The 25923-nt window shown below is 60.6% G+C and carries 25 protein-coding genes; 11 read left to right on the forward strand and 14 right to left on the reverse strand.

Going from position 1 to position 25923, the window contains the following annotated elements; all coding sequences use genetic code 11:
* Positions 1-11: 11 nt before the first annotated feature.
* Together srlR and gutQ are read left to right on the forward strand one after the other, a co-directional pair.
* Positions 12-785, forward strand: coding sequence for a glucitol operon DNA-binding transcriptional repressor SrlR (srlR, locus tag ACOTZD_RS04825; protein WP_022651731.1), 774 nt, complete (start codon positions 12-14; stop codon positions 783-785).
* Complete coding sequence (gutQ, locus tag ACOTZD_RS04830; RefSeq protein WP_015571677.1) at positions 778-1743, forward strand: arabinose-5-phosphate isomerase GutQ; 966 nt, start codon at positions 778-780, stop codon at positions 1741-1743. The genes srlR and gutQ overlap by 8 nt, the downstream gene beginning before the upstream one ends.
* Here gutQ and norR read toward each other — a convergent pair.
* Positions 1740-3254: a nitric oxide reductase transcriptional regulator NorR gene (norR, locus tag ACOTZD_RS04835; protein WP_022651733.1), complete on the reverse strand. Its 1515-nt coding sequence runs from the start codon at positions 3252-3254 to the stop codon at positions 1740-1742. The genes gutQ and norR overlap by 4 nt on opposite strands.
* A gap of 187 nt (positions 3255-3441) precedes the next feature.
* Here norR and norV point away from each other — a divergent pair, with 187 nt between their 5' ends.
* Together norV and norW are read left to right on the forward strand one after the other, a co-directional pair.
* Positions 3442-4890, forward strand: coding sequence for an anaerobic nitric oxide reductase flavorubredoxin (gene norV, locus ACOTZD_RS04840; protein ID WP_022651734.1), 1449 nt, complete (start codon positions 3442-3444; stop codon positions 4888-4890).
* Positions 4887-6020, forward strand: coding sequence for an NADH:flavorubredoxin reductase NorW (norW, locus tag ACOTZD_RS04845; RefSeq protein WP_023323659.1), 1134 nt, complete (start codon positions 4887-4889; stop codon positions 6018-6020). Before norV ends, norW begins: the two co-directional genes overlap by 4 nt.
* Positions 6021-6146: 126 nt before the next feature.
* On the opposite strand, the gene ACOTZD_RS04850 is transcribed toward norW, so the two are convergent.
* The 4 genes from ACOTZD_RS04850 to ACOTZD_RS04865 all read right to left on the reverse strand — a co-directional run bounded on the left by ACOTZD_RS04850 (position 6147) and on the right by ACOTZD_RS04865 (position 11084).
* A complete protein-coding gene (locus tag ACOTZD_RS04850) occupies positions 6147-7169 on the reverse strand; it encodes a HoxN/HupN/NixA family nickel/cobalt transporter (RefSeq protein ID WP_023314717.1) in 1023 nt (340 codons plus the stop codon).
* A gap of 1 nt (position 7170) precedes the next feature.
* A complete protein-coding gene (hypF, locus tag ACOTZD_RS04855) occupies positions 7171-9387 on the reverse strand; it encodes a carbamoyltransferase HypF (RefSeq protein ID WP_421636254.1) in 2217 nt (738 codons plus the stop codon).
* A 5-nt stretch (positions 9388-9392) separates the two neighbouring features.
* Positions 9393-9938: an electron transport protein HydN gene (gene hydN / locus ACOTZD_RS04860; RefSeq protein ID WP_017382793.1), complete on the reverse strand. Its 546-nt coding sequence runs from the start codon at positions 9936-9938 to the stop codon at positions 9393-9395.
* Between the two features lie 132 nt (positions 9939-10070).
* On the reverse strand, positions 10071-11084 hold the full coding sequence (locus tag ACOTZD_RS04865; protein WP_032610022.1) for a LacI family DNA-binding transcriptional regulator: 1014 nt from the start codon (positions 11082-11084) through the stop codon (positions 10071-10073).
* 214 nt (positions 11085-11298) lie between these two features.
* On the opposite strand from ACOTZD_RS04865, the gene ascF reads away from it, so the two are divergent.
* Together ascF and ACOTZD_RS04875 are read left to right on the forward strand one after the other, a co-directional pair.
* Positions 11299-12750, forward strand: a complete 1452-nt coding sequence (ascF, locus tag ACOTZD_RS04870; protein ID WP_023314719.1) for a PTS cellobiose/arbutin/salicin transporter subunit IIBC — start codon at positions 11299-11301, stop codon at positions 12748-12750.
* Positions 12751-12768: 18 nt separating this feature from the next.
* On the forward strand, positions 12769-14193 hold the full coding sequence (locus ACOTZD_RS04875) for a 6-phospho-beta-glucosidase (RefSeq protein WP_045897694.1): 1425 nt from the start codon (positions 12769-12771) through the stop codon (positions 14191-14193).
* Positions 14194-14281: 88 nt separating this feature from the next.
* On the opposite strand, the gene hycI is transcribed toward ACOTZD_RS04875, so the two are convergent.
* The 9 genes from hycI to hycA form a co-directional block, all read right to left on the reverse strand.
* On the reverse strand, positions 14282-14737 hold the full coding sequence (gene hycI, locus ACOTZD_RS04880; protein ID WP_003862145.1) for a hydrogenase maturation peptidase HycI: 456 nt from the start codon (positions 14735-14737) through the stop codon (positions 14282-14284).
* Complete coding sequence (locus ACOTZD_RS04885; protein WP_003862143.1) at positions 14730-15140, reverse strand: formate hydrogenlyase maturation HycH family protein; 411 nt, start codon at positions 15138-15140, stop codon at positions 14730-14732. The genes hycI and ACOTZD_RS04885 overlap by 8 nt, the downstream gene beginning before the upstream one ends.
* A complete protein-coding gene (locus ACOTZD_RS04890) occupies positions 15137-15904 on the reverse strand; it encodes an NADH-quinone oxidoreductase subunit B family protein (RefSeq protein WP_174401915.1) in 768 nt (255 codons plus the stop codon). The genes ACOTZD_RS04885 and ACOTZD_RS04890 overlap by 4 nt, the downstream gene beginning before the upstream one ends.
* Entirely contained in the window at positions 15904-16446 is a 543-nt protein-coding gene (locus ACOTZD_RS04895) for a formate hydrogenlyase complex iron-sulfur subunit (RefSeq protein ID WP_129259213.1), read from the reverse strand. Before ACOTZD_RS04895 ends, ACOTZD_RS04890 begins: the two co-directional genes overlap by 1 nt.
* Before the next feature lie 9 nt (positions 16447-16455).
* Positions 16456-18165, reverse strand: a complete 1710-nt coding sequence (gene hycE / locus ACOTZD_RS04900) for a formate hydrogenlyase subunit HycE (protein WP_022651741.1) — start codon at positions 18163-18165, stop codon at positions 16456-16458.
* A gap of 15 nt (positions 18166-18180) precedes the next feature.
* Positions 18181-19104: a respiratory chain complex I subunit 1 family protein gene (locus tag ACOTZD_RS04905; protein WP_022651742.1), complete on the reverse strand. Its 924-nt coding sequence runs from the start codon at positions 19102-19104 to the stop codon at positions 18181-18183.
* Position 19105: 1 nt separating this feature from the next.
* The gene (hycC, locus tag ACOTZD_RS04910; protein ID WP_112018041.1) at positions 19106-20920 is read right to left on the reverse strand and encodes a formate hydrogenlyase subunit 3; all 1815 of its coding nucleotides are present in this window, start codon (positions 20918-20920) and stop codon (positions 19106-19108) included.
* A complete protein-coding gene (locus tag ACOTZD_RS04915) occupies positions 20917-21525 on the reverse strand; it encodes a 4Fe-4S dicluster domain-containing protein (protein ID WP_017692772.1) in 609 nt (202 codons plus the stop codon). Before ACOTZD_RS04915 ends, hycC begins: the two co-directional genes overlap by 4 nt.
* A 73-nt stretch (positions 21526-21598) precedes the next feature.
* Positions 21599-22063, reverse strand: coding sequence for a formate hydrogenlyase regulator HycA (hycA, locus tag ACOTZD_RS04920; protein ID WP_174401916.1), 465 nt, complete (start codon positions 22061-22063; stop codon positions 21599-21601).
* 210 nt (positions 22064-22273) lie between these two features.
* On the opposite strand from hycA, the gene hypA reads away from it, so the two are divergent.
* From hypA to hypE, 5 genes are read left to right on the forward strand one after another with little or no spacing between them, the layout of a single operon-like run.
* Positions 22274-22624 carry a hydrogenase maturation nickel metallochaperone HypA gene (gene hypA / locus ACOTZD_RS04925; protein WP_022651745.1) on the forward strand — a complete coding sequence of 117 codons (351 nt, stop codon included), beginning with the start codon at positions 22274-22276 and terminating at the stop codon, positions 22622-22624.
* Positions 22625-22627: 3 nt separating this feature from the next.
* A complete protein-coding gene (gene hypB / locus ACOTZD_RS04930) occupies positions 22628-23491 on the forward strand; it encodes a hydrogenase nickel incorporation protein HypB (RefSeq protein WP_023323665.1) in 864 nt (287 codons plus the stop codon).
* Positions 23482-23754 carry a HypC/HybG/HupF family hydrogenase formation chaperone gene (locus ACOTZD_RS04935; protein ID WP_003862132.1) on the forward strand — a complete coding sequence of 91 codons (273 nt, stop codon included), beginning with the start codon at positions 23482-23484 and terminating at the stop codon, positions 23752-23754. Before hypB ends, ACOTZD_RS04935 begins: the two co-directional genes overlap by 10 nt.
* Before the next feature lie 3 nt (positions 23755-23757).
* A complete protein-coding gene (hypD, locus tag ACOTZD_RS04940; protein WP_045346943.1) occupies positions 23758-24879 on the forward strand; it encodes a hydrogenase formation protein HypD in 1122 nt (373 codons plus the stop codon).
* On the forward strand, positions 24876-25886 hold the full coding sequence (gene hypE / locus ACOTZD_RS04945) for a hydrogenase expression/formation protein HypE (RefSeq protein ID WP_045331299.1): 1011 nt from the start codon (positions 24876-24878) through the stop codon (positions 25884-25886). Before hypD ends, hypE begins: the two co-directional genes overlap by 4 nt.
* Positions 25887-25923: the final 37 nt, after the last annotated feature.

Genomic DNA, 25923 nt, shown 5'->3' on the forward strand with positions numbered 1-25923 from the left:
ACGAAGCGCCTATGAAACCACGTCAGCGGCAGGCGGCCATACTTGAGCATCTGCAAAAGCAGGGAAAGTGCTCGGTAGAGGATCTGGCCCACTACTTTGACACCACCGGCACGACAATACGCAAGGACCTGGTGTTGCTCGAAAACTCCGGCGCCGTCATTCGTACCTACGGCGGCGTGGTGCTCAATAAAGACGAAGCCGACCCGCCTATCGACCACAAAACGCTGATCAATACTCACCAGAAAGCGCTGATTGCCGAAGCCGCCGTCAAATTTATCCATGACGGCGATTCCATTATCCTCGACGCAGGCAGTACTGTCCTACAGATGATCCCGCTGCTCAGCCGCTTTAATAACATCACCGTGATGACCAACAGCCTGCACATCGTCAATGCCCTGTCAGAGTTCGATAGCGAGCAGACCATCCTGATGCCCGGTGGCACCTTCCGTAAAAAATCGGCGTCGTTTCACGGGCAGCTGGCGGAGAATGCCTTCGACCACTTCAGCTTCGATAAGCTGTTTATGGGCACCGACGGCATCGACCTCAACGCGGGCGTGACTACCTTCAACGAGGTGTTCAGCGTCAGCAAAGCGATGTGCAACGCCGCACGGGAAGTAATTTTGATGGCGGACTCGTCGAAGTTTGGCCGTAAAAGCCCCAACATTGTCTGTAGCCTTGAAAGCGTCGATAAGCTGATTACCGACGCAGGTATCGATCCGGCATTTAAAAAAGCGCTGGAAGCGAAGGGCATCGACGTGATCGTAACCGGAGAGAAAAATGAGTGATTTTCTGTTAAACGCAGGCCGTCAGACCCTGCTGCTGGAGCTACAGGAAGCCAGCCGCCTGCCGGAGCGTCTGGGTGAGGATTTTGTTCGTGCAGCCAACACCATTATCCACTGCGAGGGTAAAGTGATCGTGGCGGGTATCGGTAAATCCGGTCATATCGGCAAGAAGATTGCCGCGACGCTTGCCAGCACCGGCACCCCGGCGTTCTTTGTGCATCCTGCCGAAGCGCTGCACGGCGATCTGGGGATGATCGAAAGCCGCGACGTGATGCTGTTTATCTCCTACTCCGGTTCAGCCAAAGAGCTGGATCTCATCATCCCTCGCCTGCAAGAAAAATCGGTGGCCCTGTTAGCGATGACCGGCAAATCCCGATCGCCGCTGGCGCTGGCCGCGAAAGCAACGCTGGATATTTCCGTTGAGCGCGAAGCCTGTCCGATGCACCTGGCACCGACCTCCAGCACCGTCAACACCCTGATGATGGGCGACGCGCTGGCAATGGCGGTGATGCAGGCGCGCGGTTTTAATGAGGAAGATTTCGCCCGCTCCCATCCTGCGGGCGCGCTTGGGGCACGTCTGCTCAACAAGGTTCACCACCTGATGCGCACCGACGATGCCATTCCTCAGGTCAAACTCGACACCAGCGTGATGGACGCCATGCTGGAGCTGAGCCGCACCGGGCTGGGGCTGGTTGCGGTATGCGACAATGACCGCCAGGTGAAGGGCGTCTTCACCGACGGCGACCTGCGCCGCTGGCTGGTGGGCGGCGGCAAGCTGGAGGCGCGGGTATCCGAAGCAATGACCCAGGGCGGACTGACGCTGAATGCCGACAGCCGCGCCATTGAAGCCAAAGAGGTGCTGATGAAGCGCAAAATCACCGCCGCGCCGGTGGTGGACGAGCACGGCAGGCTGTGCGGCGCGATCAACCTGCAAGACTTCTACCAGGCGGGGATTATTTAACCCTTCAGCCCCAGACGTTTCGCCAGCCTGTGGAGGTTGGCGACGTCCATCTCCAGCGCCCGCGCGCACGCCGCCCAGCTGCGGTTATTCTGCTCCAGCGCGCGGGCGATCATCTGACGCTGGAACGCATTCGTCGCCTCGCGCAGGTTTTCGTTCACGCTCTCAGGTATCACCGGCTTCACGGACGGCGTCGTTTCCTCATGCAGCGCGAAATGGCGCGCATGAATTACCACTTCATCCCCCGAACGCGTAGCCCGCGCCAGCACCACCGCGCGGTGAATCGCATGTTCCAGTTCACGCACGTTACCTGGCCAGCCGTAGCTCAGCAGGTGCGTCCTCGCACCGGGGCTTAGCACCACGCGGGAAAGCCCCATTTTGAGCCGACACTGTTCGCAGAAAAAGCCCGCCAGCAGCACCACATCCTCGCCCCGCTCGCGCAGCGGCGGCACCGTGAGCGGGAACACGCTCAGACGGTGGAACAGATCGGCGCGGAAATTCCCCGCCAGCACCTCTTCGCGCAGATCGCGGTTCGTCGCCGCCAGCACGCGCACATCCACGCGTAAGCTGCGATCGTCTCCCACGCGTTGAATATCGCCATACTGCAACACCCGCAGCAGTTTGGCCTGGAGCGAAAGGGAGAGTTCGCCAATTTCATCGAGGAACAGCGTGCCGTTATCGGCCATTTCGAACTTGCCGCTGCGGTTGCTGATCGCCCCGGTAAAGGCCCCTTTGACGTGTCCGAACAGCTCACTTTCCGCCACGCTTTCCGGCAGCGCCGCGCAGTTGAGATAGACCAGCGGATTCACCGCACGGGGCGAGGCTTCGTGGATCGCTTTCGCCACCAGCTCTTTACCGGTGCCGGTCTCTCCGAAGATCAGCACGTTCAAATCAGACGCGGCGACAATCTCAATCTCTTTTTTGAGCTGCGCCATGCCTGGCGAAAGGCCGATCATTTCGGTGTGTGCCACCTGCTCAAACGCCGTCGGGCTACCCGGAAGAATATTCTGGCTCTCCAGCTGTTCTATCAGCAGGGCGTTGTTCAGCGCCCCGGCCGCCAGCGCAGCAATCAGCCGTAGCTCTTCGTCGCTGAAGGTATCGAACTGATCCGGCGACATGCCGTCGAGGGTTAACGCACCAATCAGGTTCTGCCCGGCAAACAGCGGCAGGCCGATACAGGCGTGCACCTTCAGGCTCTCCTGCCCGGGGATCAGGCCGTCGTAAGGGTCGGGCAGATCGCTGTCCGCCGGGAAACGCACCACGTCACCCGCACGGGCGATGGTTTCCAGACGCGGGTGGCCCTCCAGGGTAAAGCGCCGCCCGAGTACGTCCTTCGCCAGACCGTCGATAGCCAGCGGAATAAACTGCCGCCCTTCGTAACGCAGCAGCGCCGAGGCATCGCAATCCAGCACGTGACGCAACGTGGAGATCAGCCGCTGAAAGCGGTCCTGATGACCAATACCGGTTTGCAGTTCTATGGCGATCTTCGCCAGCACATCTACGGAAAAGCTCATCTCTGCCTCACTGTCATTTTGACAATACATAGTGTCATATTGACAATTTTTAAGATAGTCAAAATGACTACCTATTTGGGAGCATCAAAATATAAATCCATTATTTTCAATAATTTAAAAAGTTGGCACGCAACTTGATATATGACAGTCATCTTATTTGAAAACGCCGTATTAAGTTGAGGTTGCTATGTCTATTCTGGTTAAAAATAACATTCATTGGGTGGGTCAACGTGACTGGGAAGTACGTGATTTTCACGGGACGGAATACAAAACGCTGCGCGGCAGCAGCTACAACAGCTATCTCATTCGTGAAGGTAAAAACGTCCTGATCGATACCGTCGATCACAAATTCAGCCGCGAGTTCGTGCAGAACCTGCGCAGCGAAATCGATCTGAATGAGATCGACTACATTATCATCAACCACGCGGAAGAGGATCATGCCGGGGCGCTGACCGAGCTGATGTCCCACATTCCGGATACCCCGATCTACTGCACCACTAACGCCATTGACTCCATCAACGGCCACCACCACCATCCGGAGTGGAACTTCCACACTGTGAAAACCGGCGACACGCTGGATATCGGCAACGGCAAACAGCTGATCTTCGTGGAAACCCCAATGCTGCACTGGCCGGACAGCATGATGACCTACATGACCGGTGACGCGGTGCTGTTCAGTAACGACGCCTTCGGCCAGCACTACTGCGACGAACGTCTGTTCAACGACGAAGTGGATCAGACCGAGCTGTTCGAACAGTGCCAACGCTACTACGCCAACATCCTGACCCCGTTCAGCCGTCTGGTCACGCCAAAAATCACCGAGATCCTCGGCTTCAACCTGCCGGTGGATATGATTGCCACCTCCCACGGCGTGGTATGGCGTGAAAATCCAACCCAGATTGTCGAACTGTACCTGAAATGGGCGGCGGATTATCAGGAAGACCGCATTACGATCTTCTACGACACCATGTCCAACAACACCCGCATGATGGCGGACGCCATTGCCCAGGGCATCAACGAAGTTGACCCGAACGTGGCGGTGAAAATCTTCAACGTGGCGCGCAGCGATAAGAATGAGGTATTGACCAACGTCTTCCGCTCCAAAGGCGTGCTGGTGGGTACCTCCACCATGAATAACGTGATGATGCCGAAAATTGCCGGACTGGTGGAAGAGATGACCGGCCTGCGCTTCCGTAACAAACGCGCCAGCGCCTTTGGTTCACACGGCTGGAGCGGCGGCGCGGTAGACCGTCTCTCCACCCGTTTACAGGATGCCGGTTTTGAGATGTCCCTGAGCCTGAAGGCGAAATGGCGTCCGGATCTCGACGCGCTGGAAATCTGTCGACAGCACGGTCGCGACATTGCCCGCCAGTGGGCGCTTGCGCCACTGCCGGAAACCGCACCCGCCGCGGCTGTTGCGCCGGAAGCCGTAGCAGAAGCCGCTCCTGCCGCTGCCGACCTCGGCCCTTGCATGCAGTGCAGCGTCTGCCAGTGGATTTACGATCCTGAGCTGGGCGAGCCGTTGCAGGATGTCGCGCCGGGTACGCCATGGAGCGAGGTGCCGGACAACTTCCTCTGCCCGGAATGTTCCCTCGGGAAAGACGTCTTTGATGAACTGGCAACGGAGGCAAAATGAGCCACGGCATCGTCATTATCGGCTCGGGCTTTGCCGCCCGCCAGCTGGTGAAAAATATCCGCAAACAGGATGCTAACGTGCCGTTGACGGTAATCGCCGCCGACAGCATGGATGAGTACAACAAGCCTGATTTAAGCCACGTCATTAGCCAGAATCAGCGCGCCGACGATCTCACCCGCCAGACGGCGGGGGAGTTTGCAGAACAGTTTAACCTGCGTCTGTTTCCGTACACCTGGGTGACCGATATCGACGCCGACGCCCACGTGGTGAACGCGAAAGATAAAACCTGGCACTACGACAAGCTGGTGCTGGCGACGGGGGCATCGGCGTTTGTGCCGCCGGTTGAGGGCCGCGAACTAATGGTCACGCTCAACAGCCAGCTGGAGTATCAGGCCAGCGAGACCCTGTTACGCGACGCCACGCGGGTGATGATTGTCGGCGGCGGGCTGATTGGCACCGAGCTGGCGATGGACTTCTGCCGGGCGGGAAAATCCGTCACCCTGGTTGACCACGCGGCCAGCATTCTGTCAGCGCTGATGCCGGCAGAAGTAAGCAGTCGCTTACAGCATCGTCTGACCGACATGGGCGTGCATCTGCTGCTGAAATCGCAGTTGCAGAGCCTGAGCAAAACCGAAACCGGCATTTGTGCGACGCTCGACCGCAACCGCAGCGTGGAAGTGGATGTGGTTATTGCGGCGACGGGGTTGCGCCCGGAAACCGCGCTGGCGCACCGCGCGGGCGCAGAGATCAATCGCGGCGTGAAGGTGGACAGCTACCTGCAAACCACCCAGCCGGATATTTATGCCCTGGGCGACTGCGCGGAAATTAACGGCCAGGTGCTGCCGTTCCTGCAACCGATTCAGTTAAGCGCCATGTTCCTGGCGAAAAACCTGCTCGGCGGCAACGCCCCGGTGAAATTACCCGCCATGCTGGTGAAGGTAAAAACGCCGGAACTACCGCTGCATCTCGCAGGTGAAACGCAGCGTCAGGATCTGGACTGGCAGATTGCCCTTTCGCCTCAGGGCATGGTGGCGCGCGGCACCGATACTGCCGGTCAGATGCGCGCCTTTGTGGTCAGCGAAGACAGAATGAAGGAGGCCTTCGCGCTGCTGAAATCGTTACCTGCTTAACCCTCGTCATGCCGGGCGGCGCTCCGCTTACCCGGCCTACAGTACTGCCACGCTTACTTAACCTTTGGATTTTATTGTCCACCGCCCCGATGTCCCGGGGCTTTTTTTATGGCTACCCTTTCAGCGTCAGGAGCGCACCACCAGCGCGTCATAACCGCGCCAGCGGTAGTTCGCCATCGAGATCAGCCAGCAGGCGACAAACAGCCCGACCACCACAAATCCGGCATCGCCCAGGTTATCGTTCACCGCGCCAATCAGATCCCACACGCCGCCGCTGAGGGAGAACTTGTCCATCAGCAGACCCAGCGCTTCCAGGCCGCCGATAAACAGCGCCACCACCACCGAAGTGCCGGTGATGGTCATGTTGTAGTACAGCTTGCGCTGCGGTTTGTTAAACGCCCAGCCGTAGGCACCCACCATCAGCAGGTTATCGAGCGTATCCACCAGCGCCATGCCGCTGGCGAAGAGCGCCGGGAAGATCATGATCGACCACACCGACATCCCGCTGGAGGCGCTGGCGGCGGAGATCCCCAGCACGCCGATTTCGGTGGCCGTGTCAAAGCCGAGGCCAAACAGGAAACCGACCAGGTACATCTGCCAGCTTTTATTGACGAGGCGGAAGGTTTTGCCGAACAGCCAGTTCATGACGCCACCCTGTGCAGGCAGCGTGATGTCGCCCTGCGCCGGCCTGCCGTGTTTCAGTGCCTGAAAACTGCGCCAGACGCCGCGCAGGATCACCATATTCACCAGCGCCATCGCCAGCAGGAAGGTGGCGGAGACGGCGGTGCCAATCAGGCTGCCGGTTTCGTGGAACCATGCCATGTTTTTCTGAAACGCCGTGGCGGTAGCGGCGATAGCAATGGAGGCCAGCACCACGATGGTGGAGTGTCCGAGGGAAAACCATGCGCCCACGCCGGACGGGCGCTTGCCCTGCTGCATCATCTTACGCGTCACGGTATCAATCGCGGCGATATGGTCGGCATCCACCGCATGACGCAGTCCGTAACACCAGGCCAGCAGGCTGGCCGCCATCAGCGCCGTACTGTCGCTAAAGGTGTGCCACGCCAGCCCCCAGGCCAGCAGGTTAGCCATCCCGAGAGCCAGCAGCAGGCACGCTGCACGAGGTTCATTGCGTAACAGTCGTAACATTTTAAATCCTTTGTGAACATGATCGGGCGGCAGCAACCACCGCCTGCCCGAAGGAGATCGCTCCGTCGCCTGCGGGCAGGCGCGAAGGAAAAAGAAGCGTGAAATCAGAAAGGTAATGACGAAGGCGCGCGCGCAGCAGGCGGTTGTGAAGGACGCCGCCGCTGAAGCACACCGTAGAGAGCGTCCGTCGGCGGACATGCGTTGCCGCCAGTTCGCTCAGCCCTTTTGCCAGCGCATCGTGAAAGGCCCAGGCGCGCTCGCCGGGCTCCGCCCGCCAGGCCAGCCACTGCTGCCAGAACAGCGCAAGGTTATCCGTCTTGAGCGTCACCGGATGATCACCCCCTGCACAGCGTTCGGCCAGCGCCTCCAGCCGGCACGCGGCTTCGCCCTCATAGCGTTGCGTTTCAATGCCCAGCGCACAGGCCACGGCGTCGAACAGACGACCACAGGAGGAGGCCCGCGGCGCATTGATACCGCGCGACACCGCCGTTGCCAGCAGCGGCCAGTTTTGACGCTGTACCGCCTCCGTTTCCGGGTACTGCTGCCAGTCAGGTACGAACGCCAGACAGTGGGCGAGCAAATTGCGCCACGGCTGTTTTGCCGCCAGATCGCCACCCGGTAGCGCAACGGCTGGCAGACCGCCCAGCCGTTCGCAGTCGCGATAGTTCACCCGCAGGCACTCGCCGCCCCACAGCGCGCCGTTCTCGCCCATGCCGATCCCGTCCAGCGTCAGGGCAATAACATCCCCGCCGTCGAGCGGCCAGCCGTTCTCCGCCAGACACGCTACCGCATGCGCATGATGATGCAGCACGGTCTCAACGGGCAGCGCTTGCGTCCGGGCCCACTGTCGGGCGTGATATCCCGGATGGGCATCGCACACCACACGCTCTGGCTGGAAAGCGTAGATCTCCTGCATCGTCGAGAGCGCACTGCGCCACTGCGCCTCTACGCCCTCGTCGCTCAGATCGCCAAAATGCTGGCTCAGCACCGCCTGGTTGCCACGTACCAGGCAGAAGGTATTTTTCATCTCCGCGCCGGTGCATAACATGGGCGGGATGTCGCGGAATCCGGCGGGCAATGTGATGGCATCCGGCACAAAACCGCGTGCGCGACGCAACATCGTGCCCTCCTGGTCCATCACTGAATCATCCATCCGTTGCAGGATGTCGCGGTTGTGCAGCAGGAAGCCGTCAGCGATGTCACTGAGTTCTTCCAGCGCCTGCTGGTTGCTTATGGCGGGTGGATGGCCACTGAGGTTGGCGGAGGTCATCACCAGCGGACGCTGACAGTCCAACATCAGCAAATGCTGGAGCGGGTTCGCAGGCAACATCACACCAACCGTATTCAGCCCCGGCGCAATCTCCTCAGGAAACGCAGGAAGGCAGGCTTTTGGCGTCAGCACAATCGGCGCAGCGGGTGAACGTAACAGCGTCTGGATGGCCTTCGGCAGATCGTTCGCATGCGGGATCATCACCGCCAGCGGCCTGGTCGGGCGCTGCTTGCGTGCCCGTAATTTCCGAACCGCCTGCGGGTTAAGCGCGTCGCAGACCAGGTGAAAACCGCCCAGCCCTTTGACCGCCACAATCCCGCCGCCTTCCAGCATCGCCACCGCCGCGCTTAACGCCGATTCGCGGGCAGCAGCAGCCTCCCCGGCTCGCCACTCCAGCTGCGGCCCGCAGTCCGGGCAGGCCACTGGCTGGGCGTGAAAACGCCGATCAGCCGGGTTGCGGTACTCCGTTTCACAGGGCACACAGAGCGGGAATGGCGCCATTGACGTGGCCGGGCGATCATAGGGCATGGCGCGGATAATGGTAAACCGCGGCCCGCAGTGGGTGCAGTTGATAAACGGGTAGCGGTAGCGACGTTCGCGGGGATCGCGCATCTCCGCCAGGCACGCGGGACAGGTGGCGGCATCCGGGACGATTTGCGTGTCCATCGCCCCGCGATCGCTGTGGCGGATGGTAAAGTCCTCAGGCATGTCCGCCCAGGTGAACGGCTGCGTTTCAACGCGATCGATGCGCGCCAGCGGTGGGCAGTCCTGATGCAGCCTCGCGGTAAAGTCCCCCCCATTACCCGCGAGACGCACCAGGACACCCTCTCCGTCGTTGCAGACATCGCCCACAAGCTTCAGCCGGTGCGCCAGCTGCCAGACGAAGGGCCGAAACCCCACGCCCTGCACCTTGCCGCGCACCCGCAGCTGAACGCCGTTGCTGCTCATACGGTTCAGAACAGCAGTGATGACGAGGTGTCGAACGCCGCGCGGCGACGTTTTTCGGCACTCATCTGTTCGAGCTTGTCTCGATCGACGCAAACCAGCGCATGCGTCGGACAGGCTTCCATACACGCCGGACCGGCGTCGCGGTGGTAGCAGAGGTCACATTTATTGGCTTCGGCTTTCTCCGCGCGCACGCTCAGCCCGATACCGCTGTTGCGAACCACCGGGCGAACCACCACCTCCATCGCGCCATACGGACACGCCACCACACAGGTTTTGCACCCGATGCAGCGCTCCTGCATCACATGCACGAAGCCTTTCTCGCGCTTAATCGCCCCGTTCGGACAGACGTTGGCGCACGGCGCGTCTTCACACTGGCGACAGATAGCGGCGGTAGAAATATTCACGCCTTTAATGACGTGGATGCGCGGCAGAAAGGTATCAGGGGTGAGAGAGGCGCAATCCTGCTCTGCCTGATGGGACACCACGCACGCCACTTCACAGGTACGGCAACCAATGCATTTGCTGGCATCGGCCATAATAAAACGGTTCATCTGCTTCTCCGGCATAACTGTTATGCGCGAAGCTATTCATAAACCGTGCCAATATTTAATTCGTTGATTTTAAAGCGAAATAAAAAGAAGTAGTTCTGTCATCGTCATTAGTGACGATGACAGATGTCGACGTCAGCGATGCGGGCCGTCAATAACGGAGTCGCGCAGGATAAGCTCGCCGGAGAAGGTTTGCTGAAGCTTAAACTCACCGCCGTCGAGCATGAAAATCAGGCGGCTGATGGTCTCCTGGATCATCTCCGTTACCGGAATACGCACGCTGGAGAGGGACGGCACGATATAGGGCGCGATTGCCACGTCGTCAAAGCCGATGACGGACACCGCGCCCGGTGTGGCGACGCCGCTCTCGTGCAACTGCCTGATGGCGCCAATCGCCATATCGTCGTTACTCGCCACCAGCGCGGTAAACGCTTCGCCGCGGGTGAGCAGCTGAGAGACCGCCGTCGCGCCGCTGGCCGGGCTCCACTTCCCTTCGGCGATCAGCGCGTCACGAACTGCAATCCCGTGCTGCGCCAGCGCGTCCCTGTAACCGGAAAGACGCTCCACGCCGGTGGGGGAATCCAGCGAACCGGTGATAAACGCAATCTCCCGGTGGCCTTTCGCGATCAGCTGCGATACCGCGTCCTGACACGACGCTTTATGATCGGACCAGACGCTATGGCTGCTGTTTTTCCGCAAACGGCGGTTGAGCACCATGATCGGCTGCTCGCATTTCTCAATGATCTCGTCCAGCGCTTCCACGCTCAGAAAACGCGGGTAGATGATCACCGCGTCGCAGCGCATGTCGAGCAGGTACTGGATCGCCTCGCGCTCCTCTTCGGCGCTGTGCTTGCCGTCCGCCAGGATCAGCTGGCGCCCCTTCTCTTCCGTCATCCGCGCGGCGTTAAACAGCAGCTCGCTAAAGTAGACCCCATGGTACAGGGTGTTCGTCACCACCAGCCCCAGGGTCTGGGTGCGTTTGGTCGCCAGGTTTCGCGCCAGCAGATTGGGGCGATACCCGCTTTCTTCGATGGCCTGAAACACGCGGTCTTTCGTCTCCTGGCTGACGTAACCGTTCCCCGACAGCACCCGGGAGACCGTCGCTTTCGACACGCCTGCCCGCTTCGCCACTTCCAGCATGGTGGTCATAGTGTTATTCCATTCAAAACCGATGAGCCGCAGTGTACTTCACCGCAGAAAAATTGTCGCAGCGACGTTATCACGCTTTTTACGGCCACGAGTGATCGTCATCACGAAACGAAAAAATGCATAAAAAGTGGTCTTGTTTCATTAAAAGAAACTCATGATGATTATGTGAAACCGGTTTCCTACACTTCTCACAACGATAACAGGATCACATCCGATGGCAAAAAATTACGCTGCGCTGGCAAACGACGTTGTTAGCGCGCTGGGCGGTAAAGAGAACATCGTCGCCGTCACCCACTGCATGACGCGCCTGCGCTTCGTTCTGAAAGACGAAAGCCTTACCGACACCGCGCGCCTGAAAAGCATCAGCGGCGTGCTCGGCGTGGTGCGCAACGACAACCAGTGCCAGGTGATCATCGGCAACACCGTGTCCCAGGCATACCGTGAAGTGGTGAGCCTGCTGCCCGCTAACCTGCAACCTGCCGTAGCGGAAGGTCCACAGAAGCTCACGCTGCGCCGGATTGGCGCCGGGATCCTCGACGCGCTGATCGGCACTATGTCTCCGCTGATCCCGGCGATCATCGGCGGGTCGATGGTCAAGCTGCTGGCGATGATCCTTGAGATGACCGGCGTGCTGGGCAAAGGCGACCCGACACTGACGATCCTGACCGTTATCGGCGACGGCGCGTTCTTCTTCCTGCCGCTGATGGTGGCGGCTTCCGCAGCGGTGAAGTTCAAAACCAACATGTCCCTGGCAATCGCCATCGCGGGCGTGCTGGTTCACCCGAGCTTTATCGAGCTGATGGCCAAGGCCGCGCAGGGCGAGCACGTTGAGTTCGCGTTCATTCCGGTGACGGCGGTGAAATACACCTATACCGTTATCCCGGCGCTGGTGATGACCTGGTGCCTGTCGTACATCGAACGCTGGGTGGATCGCATTACCCCGGCGGTGACGAAAAACTTCCTCAAGCCGATGCTGATCGTGCTGATTGCCGCCCCGCTCGCCATCGTACTGATTGGCCCGCTCGGGATCTGGATCGGCAGCGCCATCTCCGCGCTGGTCTACACCATTCACGGCTATCTGGGCTGGCTCTCCGTTGCCATTATGGGCGCGCTGTGGCCGCTGCTGGTGATGACCGGGATGCACCGCGTGTTTACGCCGACCATCATCCAGACCATTGCCGAAACGGGCAAAGAAGGGATGGTGATGCCGTCGGAAATCGGCGCCAACCTGTCGCTCGGCGGTTCATCGCTGGCGGTAGCGTGGAAAACCAAAAACCCGGAGCTGCGCCAGACGGCGCTGGCCGCGGCGGCCTCCGCCATCATGGCGGGGATCTCTGAACCGGCCCTGTACGGCGTGGCGGTACGCCTGAAGCGTCCGCTGATTGCGAGTCTGATCAGCGGCTTTATCTGCGGCGCGGTGGCAGGAATGGCCGGTCTTGCCAGCCATTCGATGGCGGCGCCGGGGCTGTTTACCAGCGTGCAGTTCTTCGACCCGGCCAACCCGATGACCATCGTCTGGGTGTTTGGCGTGATGGGTCTGGCAGTGGTGCTGTCGTTTGTGCTGACCCTGCTGTTAGGGTTTGAGGATATCCCGGTAGAAGACGAAGCCGAAAAAGCACGCGCCCTGCAAACCGCACCGGTACAGAACAAAGCAGCAGAAGCATAAACTGAAAGCGAGGTAAGAATGTCTGTTTTTCCACAAGGATTTTTATGGGGCGGCGCGCTTGCCGCCAACCAGAGTGAAGGGGCTTACCGTGAAGGCGGCAAAGGACTGACAACGGTCGATATGATCCCCCACGGCGCAAACCGCCTGGCGGTAAAAGTCGGCAAGGAAAAACGGTTTTCGTTGCGGGACGACGAATTCTACCCGAGCCACGAGGCGATTGATTTTTACCATCGCTACAAAGAAGACATCGCCCTGATGGCGGAGATGGGCTTTACGGTGTTCCGCACCTCGATTGCCTGGAGCCGCCTCTACCCGAACGGCGACGAACCGCTGCCGAATCAGGAAGGCATTGCCTTCTACCGCGCGGTGTTCGAGGAGTGCAAAAAGTACAACATCGAGCCGCTGGTGACCCTCTGCCACTTCGACGTGCCGATGCACCTGGTGACGGAGTACGGCTCCTGGCGCAACCGTAAGATGGTCGATTTCTTCGCCCGCTACGCCCGTACCTGCTTCGAAGAGTTTAACGAGCTGGTGAAATACTGGCTGACCTTCAACGAAATCAACATCATGCTGCACAGCCCGTTTTCCGGCGCGGGGCTGGTGTTTGAGGAAGGTGAAAACGAAGACCAGGTGAAATACCAGGCCGCGCACCACGAGCTGGTGGCGAGCGCGCTGGCGACCAAAATTGCCCACGAGGTAAACCCGGAAAACCAGGTCGGCTGCATGCTGGCGGGCGGTAACTTCTATCCCTACTCCTGCAAGCCGGAAGACGTGTGGATGGCGCTGGAGAAAGACCGCGAGAACCTGTTTTTTATCGACGTGCAGGCGCGCGGCAGCTATCCGGCCTACTCTGCCCGCGTATTCCGCGAAAAAGGCGTCGTGATTGTGAAAGACCCGGGCGATGACGAACTGCTGAAAAATACCGTCGACTTTGTCTCGTTCAGCTACTACGCCTCGCGCTGCGCGTCGGCGGACATGAACGCGGGCAACACCAGCGCGGCGAACATCGTGAAGTCCCTGCGCAACCCGCACATTCAGGTGAGCGAGTGGGGCTGGGGTATCGACCCGCTCGGCCTGCGCATCACTATGAACATGATGTACGACCGCTACCAGAAGCCGCTGTTCCTGGTGGAAAACGGTCTGGGGGCGAAAGATGTCGTTGATGAAAACGGTGAGATTAACGACGACTACCGCATCAGCTACCTGCGCGAGCACATCCGCGCGATGGGCGACGCGATTGAGGACGGCGTTCCGCTGCTGGGCTACACCACCTGGGGCTGCATTGACCTGGTCTCGGCCTCAACCGGGGAGATGAGCAAGCGCTATGGATTTGTCTACGTCGACCGCGACGACGCCGGGAACGGCACGCTGGAACGGAAACGCAAGAAATCGTTCGGATGGTATAAGAAGGTGATTGCGAGTAACGGGGGGGATCTCGAGTAGCCTGTTGCCCTCACCCCAGCCCTCTCCCACAGGGAGAGGGAGATGGGTTTGGTAGGCCGGGTAAGGCGAAGCCGCCACCCGGCACTGCTCAGAGCGGAGAAAAACCTCCATCCCCAACCCACCCTGCAAGCCGTGAATACACCCCCTCCACCGCCTCTTTCACCGGCGGCGTCATCGGGTAATAAAACCCGACAATATCCGGCTGAATGCCCAAAAACAGCACCTCGCCCACGTCGTCTTTGATCTGATCCACCAGGTAGTTCAGCGGCATATTGTGGGTGGTCATCATAAACATCTCGGCGATGTCGTCCGGGTCAATCAGGCGGATCTCGCCGGGATTAAGCCCCATATCGGTGGCATCGACGATTAACAGCCTGTCCGGATGCAGTTCACGGATGGCGACCACGTCGTTTTCCGGCGCGCTGCCGCCGTCAATCACCACCCAGTTGCCCGGCGGGTTTGCGGCGCACAGTTCCGCCAGCAGCGGACCCGCGCCGTCGTCGCCCATCATGCTGTTGCCGACACACAGTAAAACGTCAGTCACGTAATCTCCTCACCATCAGGTAGATGGCGCTCTCCTGATGAATATCGTGCAGCATGCCGAGCAGCGTTTTGCTCCACGCCTGCTGCGCCGGGGTTTGTACGCTCAGCGCCGCGTCAAAGGCGTTAGCGAGCATCGCAATGTGGTTGGCGTCGATGACGATCTCGCCATACTTCGGCACGCCCTCCATCTTGCGCCGCGCCGTACTGCCCTCCTCCAGCGTGGCGATCCACGCCAGGTATTCCGGCCACGGGCAGGTTAACGCAGCCTCCAGGCAGTCGATCACCCCGAGGTGGTGCCCAATCGCCAGGCTGTAATAGACCACCTGCTGCGCCGCATCCGGCGTGGCATCGTTCTCATCAATAAACTTACGGCTCAGCTGGCTGAACACCACCGTTTCACTCATCGGATACACGCCTCATCCACAATGTTGTTCAGGTTCGCCACGATCTCATTGAGACGCGGATCGTTCTCGGCCTCCAGCCAGCGCGCTACCTGATGGTCGCCCTGGCTGAGCAGACGCAGATAATCGTCGGCAATCTGGCGTCCGTAGCGGTAGCCCGCCAGCCTGCGTGCCGTGCGGTCGATCTTCACCCGCAGCGGTTGCACCATATCCGGGTGCAGGATAGTGGCTGGCTGGTTGTCCAGCTCGCCTGGCTCGCGGGCGTGGATCTTCTGCTCCAGCAGGCCGAGCGCCATGGCAAAACCGTACAGCGTGGCGGCGGGCGTCGGCGGGCAGCCCGGAATGTAGACGTCCACCGGCACGATTTTGTCGGTACCGCCCCAGACGCAGTAAAGATCGTGGAAGATGCCGCCGCTGTTGCCGCAGGCACCGTAGGAGATGCAGATTTTCGGATCCGGCACAGACTGCCAGGCGCGTAGCGCAGGCGAGCGCATCGCGCGGGTGACCGCGCCGGTGAACAGCAGGATATCCGCGTGGCGCGGGGACGGCACCACCTTGATGCCGAAGCGCTCGGCGTCAAACAGCGGCGACAGCGTAGCGAAGATCTCAATCTCGCAGCCGTTGCAGCCACCGCAGTCCACGCGATAGACGTAGGCCGAGCGTTTGATTTTTTTCAGCAGCGACGCCTTCATGCTGGCGATGGACTCCTCCACCGTCAGCGGCACCGGAATGCCGTTAGCGTCGCGCGGGCCGAGTAAGTTTTCCATCAGCTGGCCTCTCTCATATGGCGGGTTAAATCGATGCGGTCAGACGGCAGCAGGCATTTCTGACGCTTGCACTCCGGGCAGGTTTCGAAGCTTTCACGGTGATGCTCCGCGCGGACGTCGCCGTTGTGCTTCAGCAGCGCGATGGCGTAGTCGATCTCTTTTTGCACGGCGAACGGACGCTTGCAGACGCGGCAGTTGCACAGCGCAAAGCGCGATTGCTGGAGGAAGTCCTCTTTTTTCCACACCGCCAGCTCGTACTCCTGAGACAGGCGAATGGCGACCGTCGGGCAGACCTCCTCGCAGCGGCCGCAGAAGATGCAGCGCCCGAGGTTAAACTGCCAGGCCAGCTCGCCGGTTTTCAGGTCCGTTTCCACCGTTAAGGCATTCGACGGGCAGGCGTTGACGCAGGCCGCGCAGCCGATGCACTGCTGCGGGTTGTGCTCCGGCTTGCCGCGAAAGTTTTTATCAACCGGGATCGGCTCCAGCGGATAACCGCTGGTCTGCGCGCCGGTTTTGATCACTTTTTTGATAAAGGTAAACATGGCGAATCCTTATTTCAGCGGCGAGTTCTTACGTTCGATGCTGTAGCGCTCAAGCTCTTTGTACGGCACCACCTGGCTTTTCTTCTTGCGCACGTCCACGACGGTCATGCGGTCGGTGCAGGAGTAACACGGGTCGAGGCTGCCGATGATCAGCGGCGCGTCGGAGACCGTGTTGCCGCGAAGCATGTAGCGCAGGGTTGGCCAGTTGGCGTAGGTCGCCGCACGGCAGCGCCAGCGGTAGAGCTTCTGGTTGTCGCCGGTCATGCTCCAGTGGATGTCGTCCCCGCGCGGCGCTTCGGCAAAGCCGAGGGCAAAGCGGTTTGGAATGTAGGTGAAGCCTTCCACCATCAGCGGGCCGCCCGGCAGGTTATCGAGGCCGTAGTCGATCATGTTCAGCGCGGTGAATACCTCGTTGATGCGCACCTTCAGACGGGAGATGACGTCGCAGCCCTGCTCGCTGTGCACGGTCATCGGCAGCAGGCCGTAGCCGACGAACGGGTGATCGGCGCGGGTATCGCGGGCGTGGCCGCTGGCGCGCACCATCGGACCAACGTTACTGAAGTCGCGGGCGATTTCCGGGTCAAGACGACCAATCCCGACGGTGCGCTGCTCAATGTTGGGCGTGCTGAGCAGCATATCCACCAGCTCCTGCACGTCCCGGCGCATCTGCTGCGCCAGCTGGCGGGTCTGGATCATGTCGTCTTTCAGCAGGTCGCGGCGGATCCCGCCGATCAGGTTCAGGCCGTAGGTTTTACGCGCCCCGGTAAGGATCTCCGCCATCTTCATCGACGCCTCGCGCACGCGGAAGAACTGCATAAACCCGGAGTCAAATCCGACGAAATGGCAGGCCAGGCCGAGGTTCAGCAGGTGCGAGTGCAGGCGCTCCACCTCCAGCAGAATGGCGCGGATCATCTGCGCGCGTTCCGGCACCACGATCCCCATGCCGTTTTCCACCGAGGTGGTGTAGGCGGTGCTGTGGGCAAAGCCGCAGATGCCGCACACGCGGTCAGAAAGAAACGTGACTTCGTTGTAGCCCATGCGGGTCTCCGCCAGCTTCTCCATGCCGCGGTGGACGTAGAACAGGCGGTAGTCGGCGTCGATAATGTTCTCGCCGTCGACGAACAGGCGGAAGTGGCCCGGTTCGTCAGAGGTAACGTGCAGCGGGCCAATCGGCACCACGTTATTCTTCTTGCTGCCCAGCTCGTTGATGAACTCGTAGGTTTCGCTGTCGGTGGTTGGGGCCGGGCGCTGGCGGTAGTCCATGCTGTCCTTGCGCAGCGGATAGAGTTCATCCGGCCAGTCGTCCGGCAGCACCAGGCGACGCTCGTCAGGCAGGCCAACCGGCACCAGGCCGTACATGTCGCGCACTTCGCGCTCGCCCCAGACGGCGGCAGGCACGCGCGGCGTGACGGACGGGTATTCCGGTTTATTCGGGTCGACCTCGACGCGCACGGTGATCCAGCACTTCTCGCCCTGCTCCATCGACATCACGTAGTACACCGCGTAACTGCCGCACAGCTGGCGCTCGTCGTTACCGAACAACACCGACAGCCAGCCGCCCTGCTGGTAGTAGAGAAACTCCACCACTTCCGGCAGATAGTTCACCTTAATGGTGACGGTGATCTGGTCTTTGGTTTGCCAGGACTCCTCCAGCACCACGCCCGGGAAAGCCTGATGCAACGCGGCGAGATACTGCTGACCTTTCTTTTCTTCAGACATAAACACTCTCTTTAATCACGCCACCAGCAAGGAGACGAACGCTAAAAATGCAAAACCAAAACCAGCCCAGGTAATGCGTGACGTTTCGACAAAACGCAGGCGCGCCATGCTGTTTTCAAACAGGGCAATGACCAGCACGCCGATAAGCAGCTTGAGCACAGCCACCACCACGGCCAGCAGCAGGCCGCCCGCAGAGAAGTGCGTCATCTGCCCCCACGGGAAGAAAACGCCGACGAACATCTGCAACACCACCAGCTGCTTGAGGCTGATGCCCCACTTCAGCACCGCAAAGCCGTAGCCGCTGTACTCGGTGAGCGGCCCCTCCTGTAATTCCTGCTCCGCTTCCGCGAGATCGAACGGCAGCTTGCCCATCTCGATAAACGTGGCGAACGCGCAGGCGCAGAGCGCCAGCACCAGCGGTAGCGAACGTGAAACCGGCCAGTGGTAAACGGTGTCGGTGATGAAACTGATGTGGGTCGAGCCTGCAACCTGCGCGGCGACCCACAGCCCCAGCAGCAGAATTGGCTCAACCAGCACGCCGAGCATCGCCTCGCGGCTGGCACCGATACCCGTAAACGGGCTGCCGGTGTCCAGGCCCGCAATCGCAAAGAAGAAACGCGCGATGGCGAAGAGGTAGATCAGCGTAATCAGATCGCCCAGCACCGGCAGCGGCGACGCCACCGTCACCACCGGCAGCGCGGTGGCGATGGTCAGCATCACGCCCACCATCACAAACGGCGTCAGGCGGAACACCCAGCCCGCGGCATCCGGCGCGACGCTCTGACGGGAGAGCAGTTTGAAGAGATCGCGGTACTCCTGGAGCACGCCAGGTCCGCGACGGTTGTGCAGCCGGGCGCGCGCCACGCGCGTGATGCCCGACAGCAGCGGCGCGGCGGCGAACAGCACCAGCGCCTGAAGAATTGCCAGTAACAGACTCATGTCAGGCTCCTCGTGAAATGACAATCACCACCAGCACCGCCAGCTCGATCAGCGCCAGGCGGCGGAACAGTACGGGCACGGCGGCCCCCTGCCAGCCCGGCACCCAGCCCACCGGGTTCAGCCAGTGGCGCAGCTTCAGCACGGCGGCAAAGTTCTCTTTCACCGGCATGGCGAAACCGTGGGCGGTGATGACCATCGACTGCTCGTGTTCGTAGCCGCAGGCCCACGCCGCGCCGCGCGAGCGGGAGGCGAGACGGTCGCGTCTGAAGAACAGCATCAGCACGAACGGCAGGAGCGGCGCGGCAATCAGCAGCAGCGCCATCATCGGCTGGGAAACGACGGTATGCGCCGTGACCAGCGGCAGCGGAATAGCCTGGCCCAGCTGCGGCAGCAGCCACGGCGCGGCAACCCCGCCCGCGATGCAGCACAGCGCCAGCGCGACCACGCTGGTGGTCATCAGTACCGGGGCGCAGCAGGCGTTTTCCGCTTCTCGGGTGCGCGGCGCGCCCAGGAAGGTGACACCGTAAACTTTAGCCATACACATCACCGCCAGCGCCCCGGTGATCGCCAGGCCCACCGCCAGCAGCGGGCCGAGTAAACGCCCGATAAACGCCTCGCTCTGGCCGAGGGCGAAGAAGGACTGATAAATCACCCACTCGCCGGCAAAGCCGTTCAGCGGCGGCAGCGCAGCCATCGCCATCAGCCCGACCAGCATCGCCAGCGAAATGACGGGCATTTTTTTGCCAATCCCGCCGAGCTTCTCAATATCGCGGTGCCCGGTGCGGAACCAGACGCTGCCCGCGCCGAGGAACAGGGTGCTTTTAAACAGGCTGTGGTTGATAAGGTGATACAGACCGCCAATAAACCCGGCGGCAATCAGCGCCGGCTGGTTGAGCGCCAGCCCGGTGACGCCTGCGCCCATGCCGAGCAGGATAATCCCGATGTTCTCCAGGGTGTGGTACGCCAGCAGACGCTGGATGTTGTGCTCCATCAGCGCGTAGAGGCCACCGACGAACGCGGTGATCATCCCCGCAATCAGCAACGCCACGCCCCACCACAGCGGCGGCTGATTGCCCGTCAGGGTTATCGTCAGGATGCCGAACAGACCGACCTTCATCACCACGGTGGAGAACAGCGCAGCGGCCGGGGCTGAGGCATTGGCATGCGCCTGCGGCACCCAGCCGTGCAGCGGGATTATCCCGGCCAGCAGGCCAAAACCGACTACGCCCAACAGCCAGACGTCGTTGCCCAGCGGCTGGCCGTTAAGCGCGGCGAAATCCAGTGTGCCGAAACGCTGCCACACCAGCCAGCAGGCCAGCGCCAGCAGCAGCGTGCCGAGACGTCCGAGCGCAAACCACAGCTTGCCGGAGGCGCTGCATCCGGTCAGGAACACGCCGCACAGGGCCATGATTTCAGCCATCACCACCAGCGCGCCGAGGTTGCTGGCGACAACGGTACAGACCGCGGCGGCCATCAACAGGTTAACCAGCAGGCCGTTGGCTTTGGTGTGCTGATGGCGGTGCCAGTCGATATTAAACAGGCTGATAAACAGCCCGCACAGGCCAAAGGTTATCAGCCAGATGGCGTTCAGCGGCGTAAGCTCAACGGCGTGGTGAATCAGCGGGATGAGGGTGTCGACGGATTGCCCGTCGATCAGGACAACCCCGCCCGCCGCCAGCGTCATCAGGCTGCCGACCGCCCCGCCGATACCGGCGATCACGCCGCTCAGCGTTTTATGGAAGGCGAGGAGCAGCGCCAGGACAGCGGCGGCGGCAAACCAGGCCACGCCGCTGGTCATCATAACTATCGCGTTCATTTCGCCCCCTCGTTAAGCGCCCGCAGCAGCGAAAGATCGCCGACGTCGGTATTGATGGTCAGCTCACGCTTGCGTTTGCTGGTGCGAGCGATGTCGCGGATGTTGACCAGGACCAGCGCCCGGGTCGGGCAGGTCCGCACGCAGGCCGGACCCTGCTCATCGAAGCTGCACAGGTCGCACTTCACCGCAACGGCGCGAATGCCCGGCACCCAGTCCAGCAGCGTGCTCACGCGTGCCGGAGCCGGCGGCGCAGGCGGCGCTTTCGGGGTATTGGCATTCGCCGGAATATGCAGCGGACGGCTGCCGGAAAACTCAATGGCGCCGAACGGACAGGCGATGCCGCACAGTTTGCAGCTCACGCACAGGCTTTCGTTCAGCTGTACCGCGCCGTCAACGCGGGTGATGGCATTGACAGGACAAACGCCCGCGCACGGGGCGTCTTCACAGTGGTGACAGAGCTGCGGGGCAGACTCTTTCTCATTACGCATGACGCGCAGGCGCGGCATGGACTGTAGCCCGTGCAGGCGGTGCGTTTCCGAACACGCCGCCTCACAGGTCCGACAGCCAATACAGACCGTCGAGTCAGCAATTACAAAACGGTTCACCGGGTCATCCTCTGGTGATGGTCATTTTTGACGAAAAAAAACTGTCTTATCGACACTTCTCGACACTCGCTTTTCAGGCCACGTTCGCGGAGGATTTTCCGTCGATCAGCTGTTTCAGGTTGATCGACTGATCGTGCTCAACGGCGGCGTAGAGGCCGTTATAAACCGGCGCTATTTTCTCCAGATAGTGCTCCAGCACCTGCTGGCGATCGCGGTTGCTGACGTGACCGTCCACCATGCCGTCGGCCATCAGTTGAGCTTTCGCAATACACTGTTTTTCACCCTCTTTTGTCTCAACGTAATACTCAATGGTGTGGCTGTTGAAGCTCTCCGCCAGGGTGACAAAAATCGTGAAGTGATCAAACAACACAAAGCGCATGTCCCCCTGCGCCGCGCAGCTCATGGCATGGTGCAGACGGGCTTTTGACAGGGTGATCCCCTGAATCAGAGAGTTGCAGTAGAGGTGCCACTGATCCTGAAGCTGCTGATGACGTTGCGCGATGTAATCCGCTTTTTCGCTAATTTCCCAAATAGTCATAAAAGGTATCCGGTTAATGGAGTTAGCGGCTGTTAAGCAGTTTTCGTGCCAGTTTTTAATCTGTTGATTTAAATAGCTTTTAACAAGAGACGTACTGTCACCGCCGCGGTGTCGACGTGTCATTTCGACAGCGTTGACATCGTCACGCCGTAACGCAAATCAAGCTGGCACTGTTATTGCATTGAAGGGGCAATTCATTAAGGAGGCGTCATGCACGAAATCACCCTCTGCCAGCGGGCACTGGAACTTATCGAACAGCAGGCTGTGCAGAACCATGCGAAGCGCGTGACCGGCGTCTGGCTGAAGGTCGGGGCGTTTTCCTGCGTCGAGACCAGCGCCCTCACCTTCTGTTTTGAGCTGGTGTGCCGCGGCACGCTGGCGGAAGGTTGCGCACTGCATATCGAGGAGCAGCAGGCGGAGTGCTGGTGCGAACAGTGTCAGGAGTACGTCACGCTGTTGTCATCGAAGGTACAGCGCTGTCCGCAGTGCCAGAGCAGCGGGCTGCGCATCGTGGCGGATGACGGTATGCAGATCCAACGCCTCGAAATCGAGAAGGAGTAAAGTATGTGTAGTACCTGCGGTTGCGCTGAAGGCAACCTGTATATCGAAGGGGATGAACACCGCCCCCACTCCGCGTTTCGCTCCGCGCCCTTTTCCCCTGCCCCGCGTCCCGCGGCGGCACTGACCGGCATCACCTTCGCGCCGCAGCGTTCCGACGCGGGTGACCTGCATTACGGCCGCGGCGAAGCGGGCACCCACGCGCCGGGCATCAGCCAGCGCCAGATGCTGGAGGTGGAGATTAACGTGCTGGATAAAAACAACCAGCTCGCCGTCCGCAATCGCGCCCGCTTTGCCGCGCGCGAACAGCTGGTGCTGAACCTGGTCTCCAGCCCCGGCTCCGGTAAAACCACGCTGCTGACCGAAACCCTCAAACGGCTGAATAAACGTGTCTCCTGCGCCGTTATCGAAGGTGACCAGCAAACGGTAAACGACGCCGCGCGCATCCGCGAAACCGGTACGCCTGCGATTCAGGTCAACACCGGGAAAGGGTGCCATCTGGACGCGCAGATGATTGCCGACGCCGCCCCGCGCCTGCCGCTGGCGAACAACGGCATCCTGTTCATTGAAAACGTTGGCAACCTGGTCTGCCCGGCAAGCTTCGACCTCGGCGAGCGGCATAAAGTGGCGGTACTCTCCGTGACCGAAGGGGAAGACAAGCCGCTGAAATATCCGCATATGTTTGCCGCCGCCTCCCTCATGCTGCTGAACAAAGTCGACCTGCTGCCGTACCTGAATTTCGACGTGGATAAGTGCCTGGCTTACGCCCGCGAAGTGAACCCGGACATTGAGATCCTGCTGGTTTCCGCCACGCGCGGCGACGGGATGGACGCCTGGCTGAACTGGCTGGAGAACGAACGATGTGCATAGGCGTCCCCGGGCAAATTCATTCCATCGACGGCAATCAGGCCAAAGTGGAGGTATGCGGCATCCTGCGCGATGTCGACCTGACGCTGGTAGGCAGCCACGATGAGACCGGCGCATCGCGTCTCGGCCAGTGGGTGCTGGTCCACGTGGGTTTTGCCATGAGCGTGATTAATGAGGAAGAAGCCCGCGACACGCTGGACGCGCTACAGAATATGTTTGACGTCGAGCCGGACGTGGGCGCCCTGCTGTATGGGGAGGAACGATAATACATGCGTTACGTTGATGAATATCGCGCGCCTGAGCAGGTGTTGCAGCTTATCGATCGCCTGAATTCCCGCGCGTCGCTGCTGGACTACACGAAAGAAAAACCGCTGCGGATCATGGAGGTGTGCGGCGGACACACCCACGCCATCTTTAAATTTGGCCTCGACCAGCTGCTGCCGGAAAACATCGAATTTATCCACGGCCCCGGCTGCCCGGTGTGCGTGCTGCCGATGGGGCGCATCGACAGCTGTCTCGACATCGCCAGCCGCCCCGGTGTGATTTTTTGTACCTTTGGCGACGCCATGCGTGTACCGGGAAAAAATGGCTCGCTGCTCCAGGCGAAGGCGCGCGGCGCGGACGTGCGGATCGTCTACTCACCGATGGATGCCCTGACGCTGGCGATGGCTAATCCTGAGCGTAAGGTCGTCTTTTTCGGGCTTGGTTTTGAAACCACCATGCCCGCCACCGCCATTACCCTCCAGCAGGCGAAAGCCCGCAACGTCACTAACTTTTACTTTTTCTGCCAGCACATCACGCTTATTCCCACGCTGCGCAGCCTGCTGGAAGCGCCGGATAACGGTATCGACGCGTTTCTGGCGCCGGGCCACGTCAGCATGGTGATCGGCACAGAAGCCTACGGTTTTATCGCTGAACAGTACAATCGTCCGTTAGTGGTGGCTGGTTTCGAGCCACTTGATCTACTGCAAGGCGTGACCATGCTGGTTGAGCAGAAAATAGCGGCCCTGAGCGCGGTGGAAAATCAGTATCGCCGCGTGGTGCCCGATGCAGGTAACAGACGGGCACAGCAGGCCATAGCCGACGTGTTTAGCGTCGAAGGCGACAGCGAGTGGCGCGGACTGGGGCTGATTGCCGAATCCGGCGTACACCTGACGCCCGCGTATCGCGCCTTCGACGCCGAAGCGCATTTCCGACCGCAGCCGCAGCAGGTGTGCGACGATCCCCGCGCCCGCTGTGGCGACGTACTCACCGGAAAATGCAAACCTCATCACTGCCCGTTATTTGGCAACGCCTGTAACCCGCAAACCGCGTTTGGCGCGCTGATGGTCTCTTCAGAAGGGGCATGCGCCGCGTGGTATCACTATCGCAACCAGGAGTGTGAAGCATGAACACGGTGGAAATGGCGCACGGAAGCGGTGGACAGGCGATGCAGCAGCTGATTAACCGGCTGTTTATGGACGCCTTTGACAACCCCTGGCTCGCCGAGCAGGAAGATCAGGCGCGCATTGCGCTCTCAACCCTCACCGCACACGGTGACAGGCTGGCGTTCTCTACCGACAGCTACGTGATTGACCCGCTGTTCTTCCCGGGCGGCGATATCGGCAAGCTCGCCGTCTGCGGCACGGCAAACGACGTCGCCGTCAGCGGCGCGATCCCCCGCTACCTCTCCTGCGGGTTTATCCTCGAAGAAGGGTTACCGATGGAAACGCTCACGGCGGTGGTCAACAGCATGGCGCACACCGCCCGCGAGGCGGGGATCGCCATCGTCACCGGGGATACCAAGGTGGTGCAGCGCGGCGCGGCGGATAAGCTTTTTATCAACACCGCCGGGATGGGGGCGATCCCCGCCGATATTCACTGGGGCGCTCAACAGCTTTGCGCAGGCGACGTGCTGATTGTCAGCGGCACGCTGGGCTGCCACGGGGCAACCATCCTGAACCTGCGCGAAGGCCTGGGGCTGGACGGGGAACTGCGCAGTGACTGCGCGGTACTCACGCCGCTGATCCAGACGCTGCGCGACATGCCGGGCGTAAAAGCCTTGCGCGACGCCACGCGAGGCGGCGTGAATGCCGTGGTGCACGAATTTGCCGCAAGCAGCGGCTGCGGAATTGAGCTGACCGAGCGCGGCCTGCCTGTCAAAGGCGCCGTGCGCGGGCTATGCGAGCTATTAGGGCTAGACCCGCTTAACTTTGCCAACGAAGGCAAGCTGGTGATCGGCGTGGAACGCACGGCGGCGGAAGCCGTACTTGCACAGCTGCGCGCGCATCCATTAGGGAAAGACGCGGCCATCATCGGCGACGTGGTTGAGCGCAAAGGGGTGCGCCTGACCGGGCTTTACGGCGTGAAGCGTACGCTGGATCTGCCGCACGCTGAACCGTTACCCCGAATTTGCTAGACCGCGCCAAAAGCGGTCAGCGCTGAATTTCTCTTTT

It is taken from the genome of Enterobacter cloacae complex sp. SHL022 (genome assembly GCF_049237785.1).
In the GTDB taxonomy this organism is placed as follows: domain Bacteria; phylum Pseudomonadota; class Gammaproteobacteria; order Enterobacterales; family Enterobacteriaceae; genus Enterobacter; species Enterobacter hormaechei_C.

What these genes read in the sequence shown, in the direction of transcription:
- hycE (WP_022651741.1), bottom strand. Translation starts at nt 18,165, where the DNA reads ATGTCTGAAGAAAAGAAAGGTCAGCAGTATCTCGCCGCGTTGCATCAG.
- norR (WP_022651733.1), bottom strand. Translation starts at nt 3,254, where the DNA reads ATGAGCTTTTCCGTAGATGTGCTGGCGAAGATCGCCATAGAACTGCAA.
- hypF (WP_421636254.1), bottom strand. Translation starts at nt 9,387, where the DNA reads ATGAGCAGCAACGGCGTTCAGCTGCGGGTGCGCGGCAAGGTGCAGGGC.
- hydN (WP_017382793.1), bottom strand. Translation starts at nt 9,938, where the DNA reads ATGAACCGTTTTATTATGGCCGATGCCAGCAAATGCATTGGTTGCCGT.
- gutQ (WP_015571677.1), top strand. Translation starts at nt 778, where the DNA reads ATGAGTGATTTTCTGTTAAACGCAGGCCGTCAGACCCTGCTGCTGGAG.
- ACOTZD_RS04890 (WP_174401915.1), bottom strand. Translation starts at nt 15,904, where the DNA reads ATGGAAAACTTACTCGGCCCGCGCGACGCTAACGGCATTCCGGTGCCG.
- ACOTZD_RS04875 (WP_045897694.1), top strand. Translation starts at nt 12,769, where the DNA reads ATGTCTGTTTTTCCACAAGGATTTTTATGGGGCGGCGCGCTTGCCGCC.
- norV (WP_022651734.1), top strand. Translation starts at nt 3,442, where the DNA reads ATGTCTATTCTGGTTAAAAATAACATTCATTGGGTGGGTCAACGTGAC.
- ascF (WP_023314719.1), top strand. Translation starts at nt 11,299, where the DNA reads ATGGCAAAAAATTACGCTGCGCTGGCAAACGACGTTGTTAGCGCGCTG.
- hypB (WP_023323665.1), top strand. Translation starts at nt 22,628, where the DNA reads ATGTGTAGTACCTGCGGTTGCGCTGAAGGCAACCTGTATATCGAAGGG.
- ACOTZD_RS04895 (WP_129259213.1), bottom strand. Translation starts at nt 16,446, where the DNA reads ATGTTTACCTTTATCAAAAAAGTGATCAAAACCGGCGCGCAGACCAGC.
- ACOTZD_RS04865 (WP_032610022.1), bottom strand. Translation starts at nt 11,084, where the DNA reads ATGACCACCATGCTGGAAGTGGCGAAGCGGGCAGGCGTGTCGAAAGCG.
- ACOTZD_RS04885 (WP_003862143.1), bottom strand. Translation starts at nt 15,140, where the DNA reads ATGAGTGAAACGGTGGTGTTCAGCCAGCTGAGCCGTAAGTTTATTGAT.
- hypA (WP_022651745.1), top strand. Translation starts at nt 22,274, where the DNA reads ATGCACGAAATCACCCTCTGCCAGCGGGCACTGGAACTTATCGAACAG.
- ACOTZD_RS04905 (WP_022651742.1), bottom strand. Translation starts at nt 19,104, where the DNA reads ATGAGTCTGTTACTGGCAATTCTTCAGGCGCTGGTGCTGTTCGCCGCC.
- hycA (WP_174401916.1), bottom strand. Translation starts at nt 22,063, where the DNA reads ATGACTATTTGGGAAATTAGCGAAAAAGCGGATTACATCGCGCAACGT.
- norW (WP_023323659.1), top strand. Translation starts at nt 4,887, where the DNA reads ATGAGCCACGGCATCGTCATTATCGGCTCGGGCTTTGCCGCCCGCCAG.
- srlR (WP_022651731.1), top strand. Translation starts at nt 12, where the DNA reads ATGAAACCACGTCAGCGGCAGGCGGCCATACTTGAGCATCTGCAAAAG.
- hycC (WP_112018041.1), bottom strand. Translation starts at nt 20,920, where the DNA reads ATGAACGCGATAGTTATGATGACCAGCGGCGTGGCCTGGTTTGCCGCC.
- hypE (WP_045331299.1), top strand. Translation starts at nt 24,876, where the DNA reads ATGAACACGGTGGAAATGGCGCACGGAAGCGGTGGACAGGCGATGCAG.
- ACOTZD_RS04935 (WP_003862132.1), top strand. Translation starts at nt 23,482, where the DNA reads ATGTGCATAGGCGTCCCCGGGCAAATTCATTCCATCGACGGCAATCAG.
- ACOTZD_RS04850 (WP_023314717.1), bottom strand. Translation starts at nt 7,169, where the DNA reads ATGTTACGACTGTTACGCAATGAACCTCGTGCAGCGTGCCTGCTGCTG.
- hypD (WP_045346943.1), top strand. Translation starts at nt 23,758, where the DNA reads ATGCGTTACGTTGATGAATATCGCGCGCCTGAGCAGGTGTTGCAGCTT.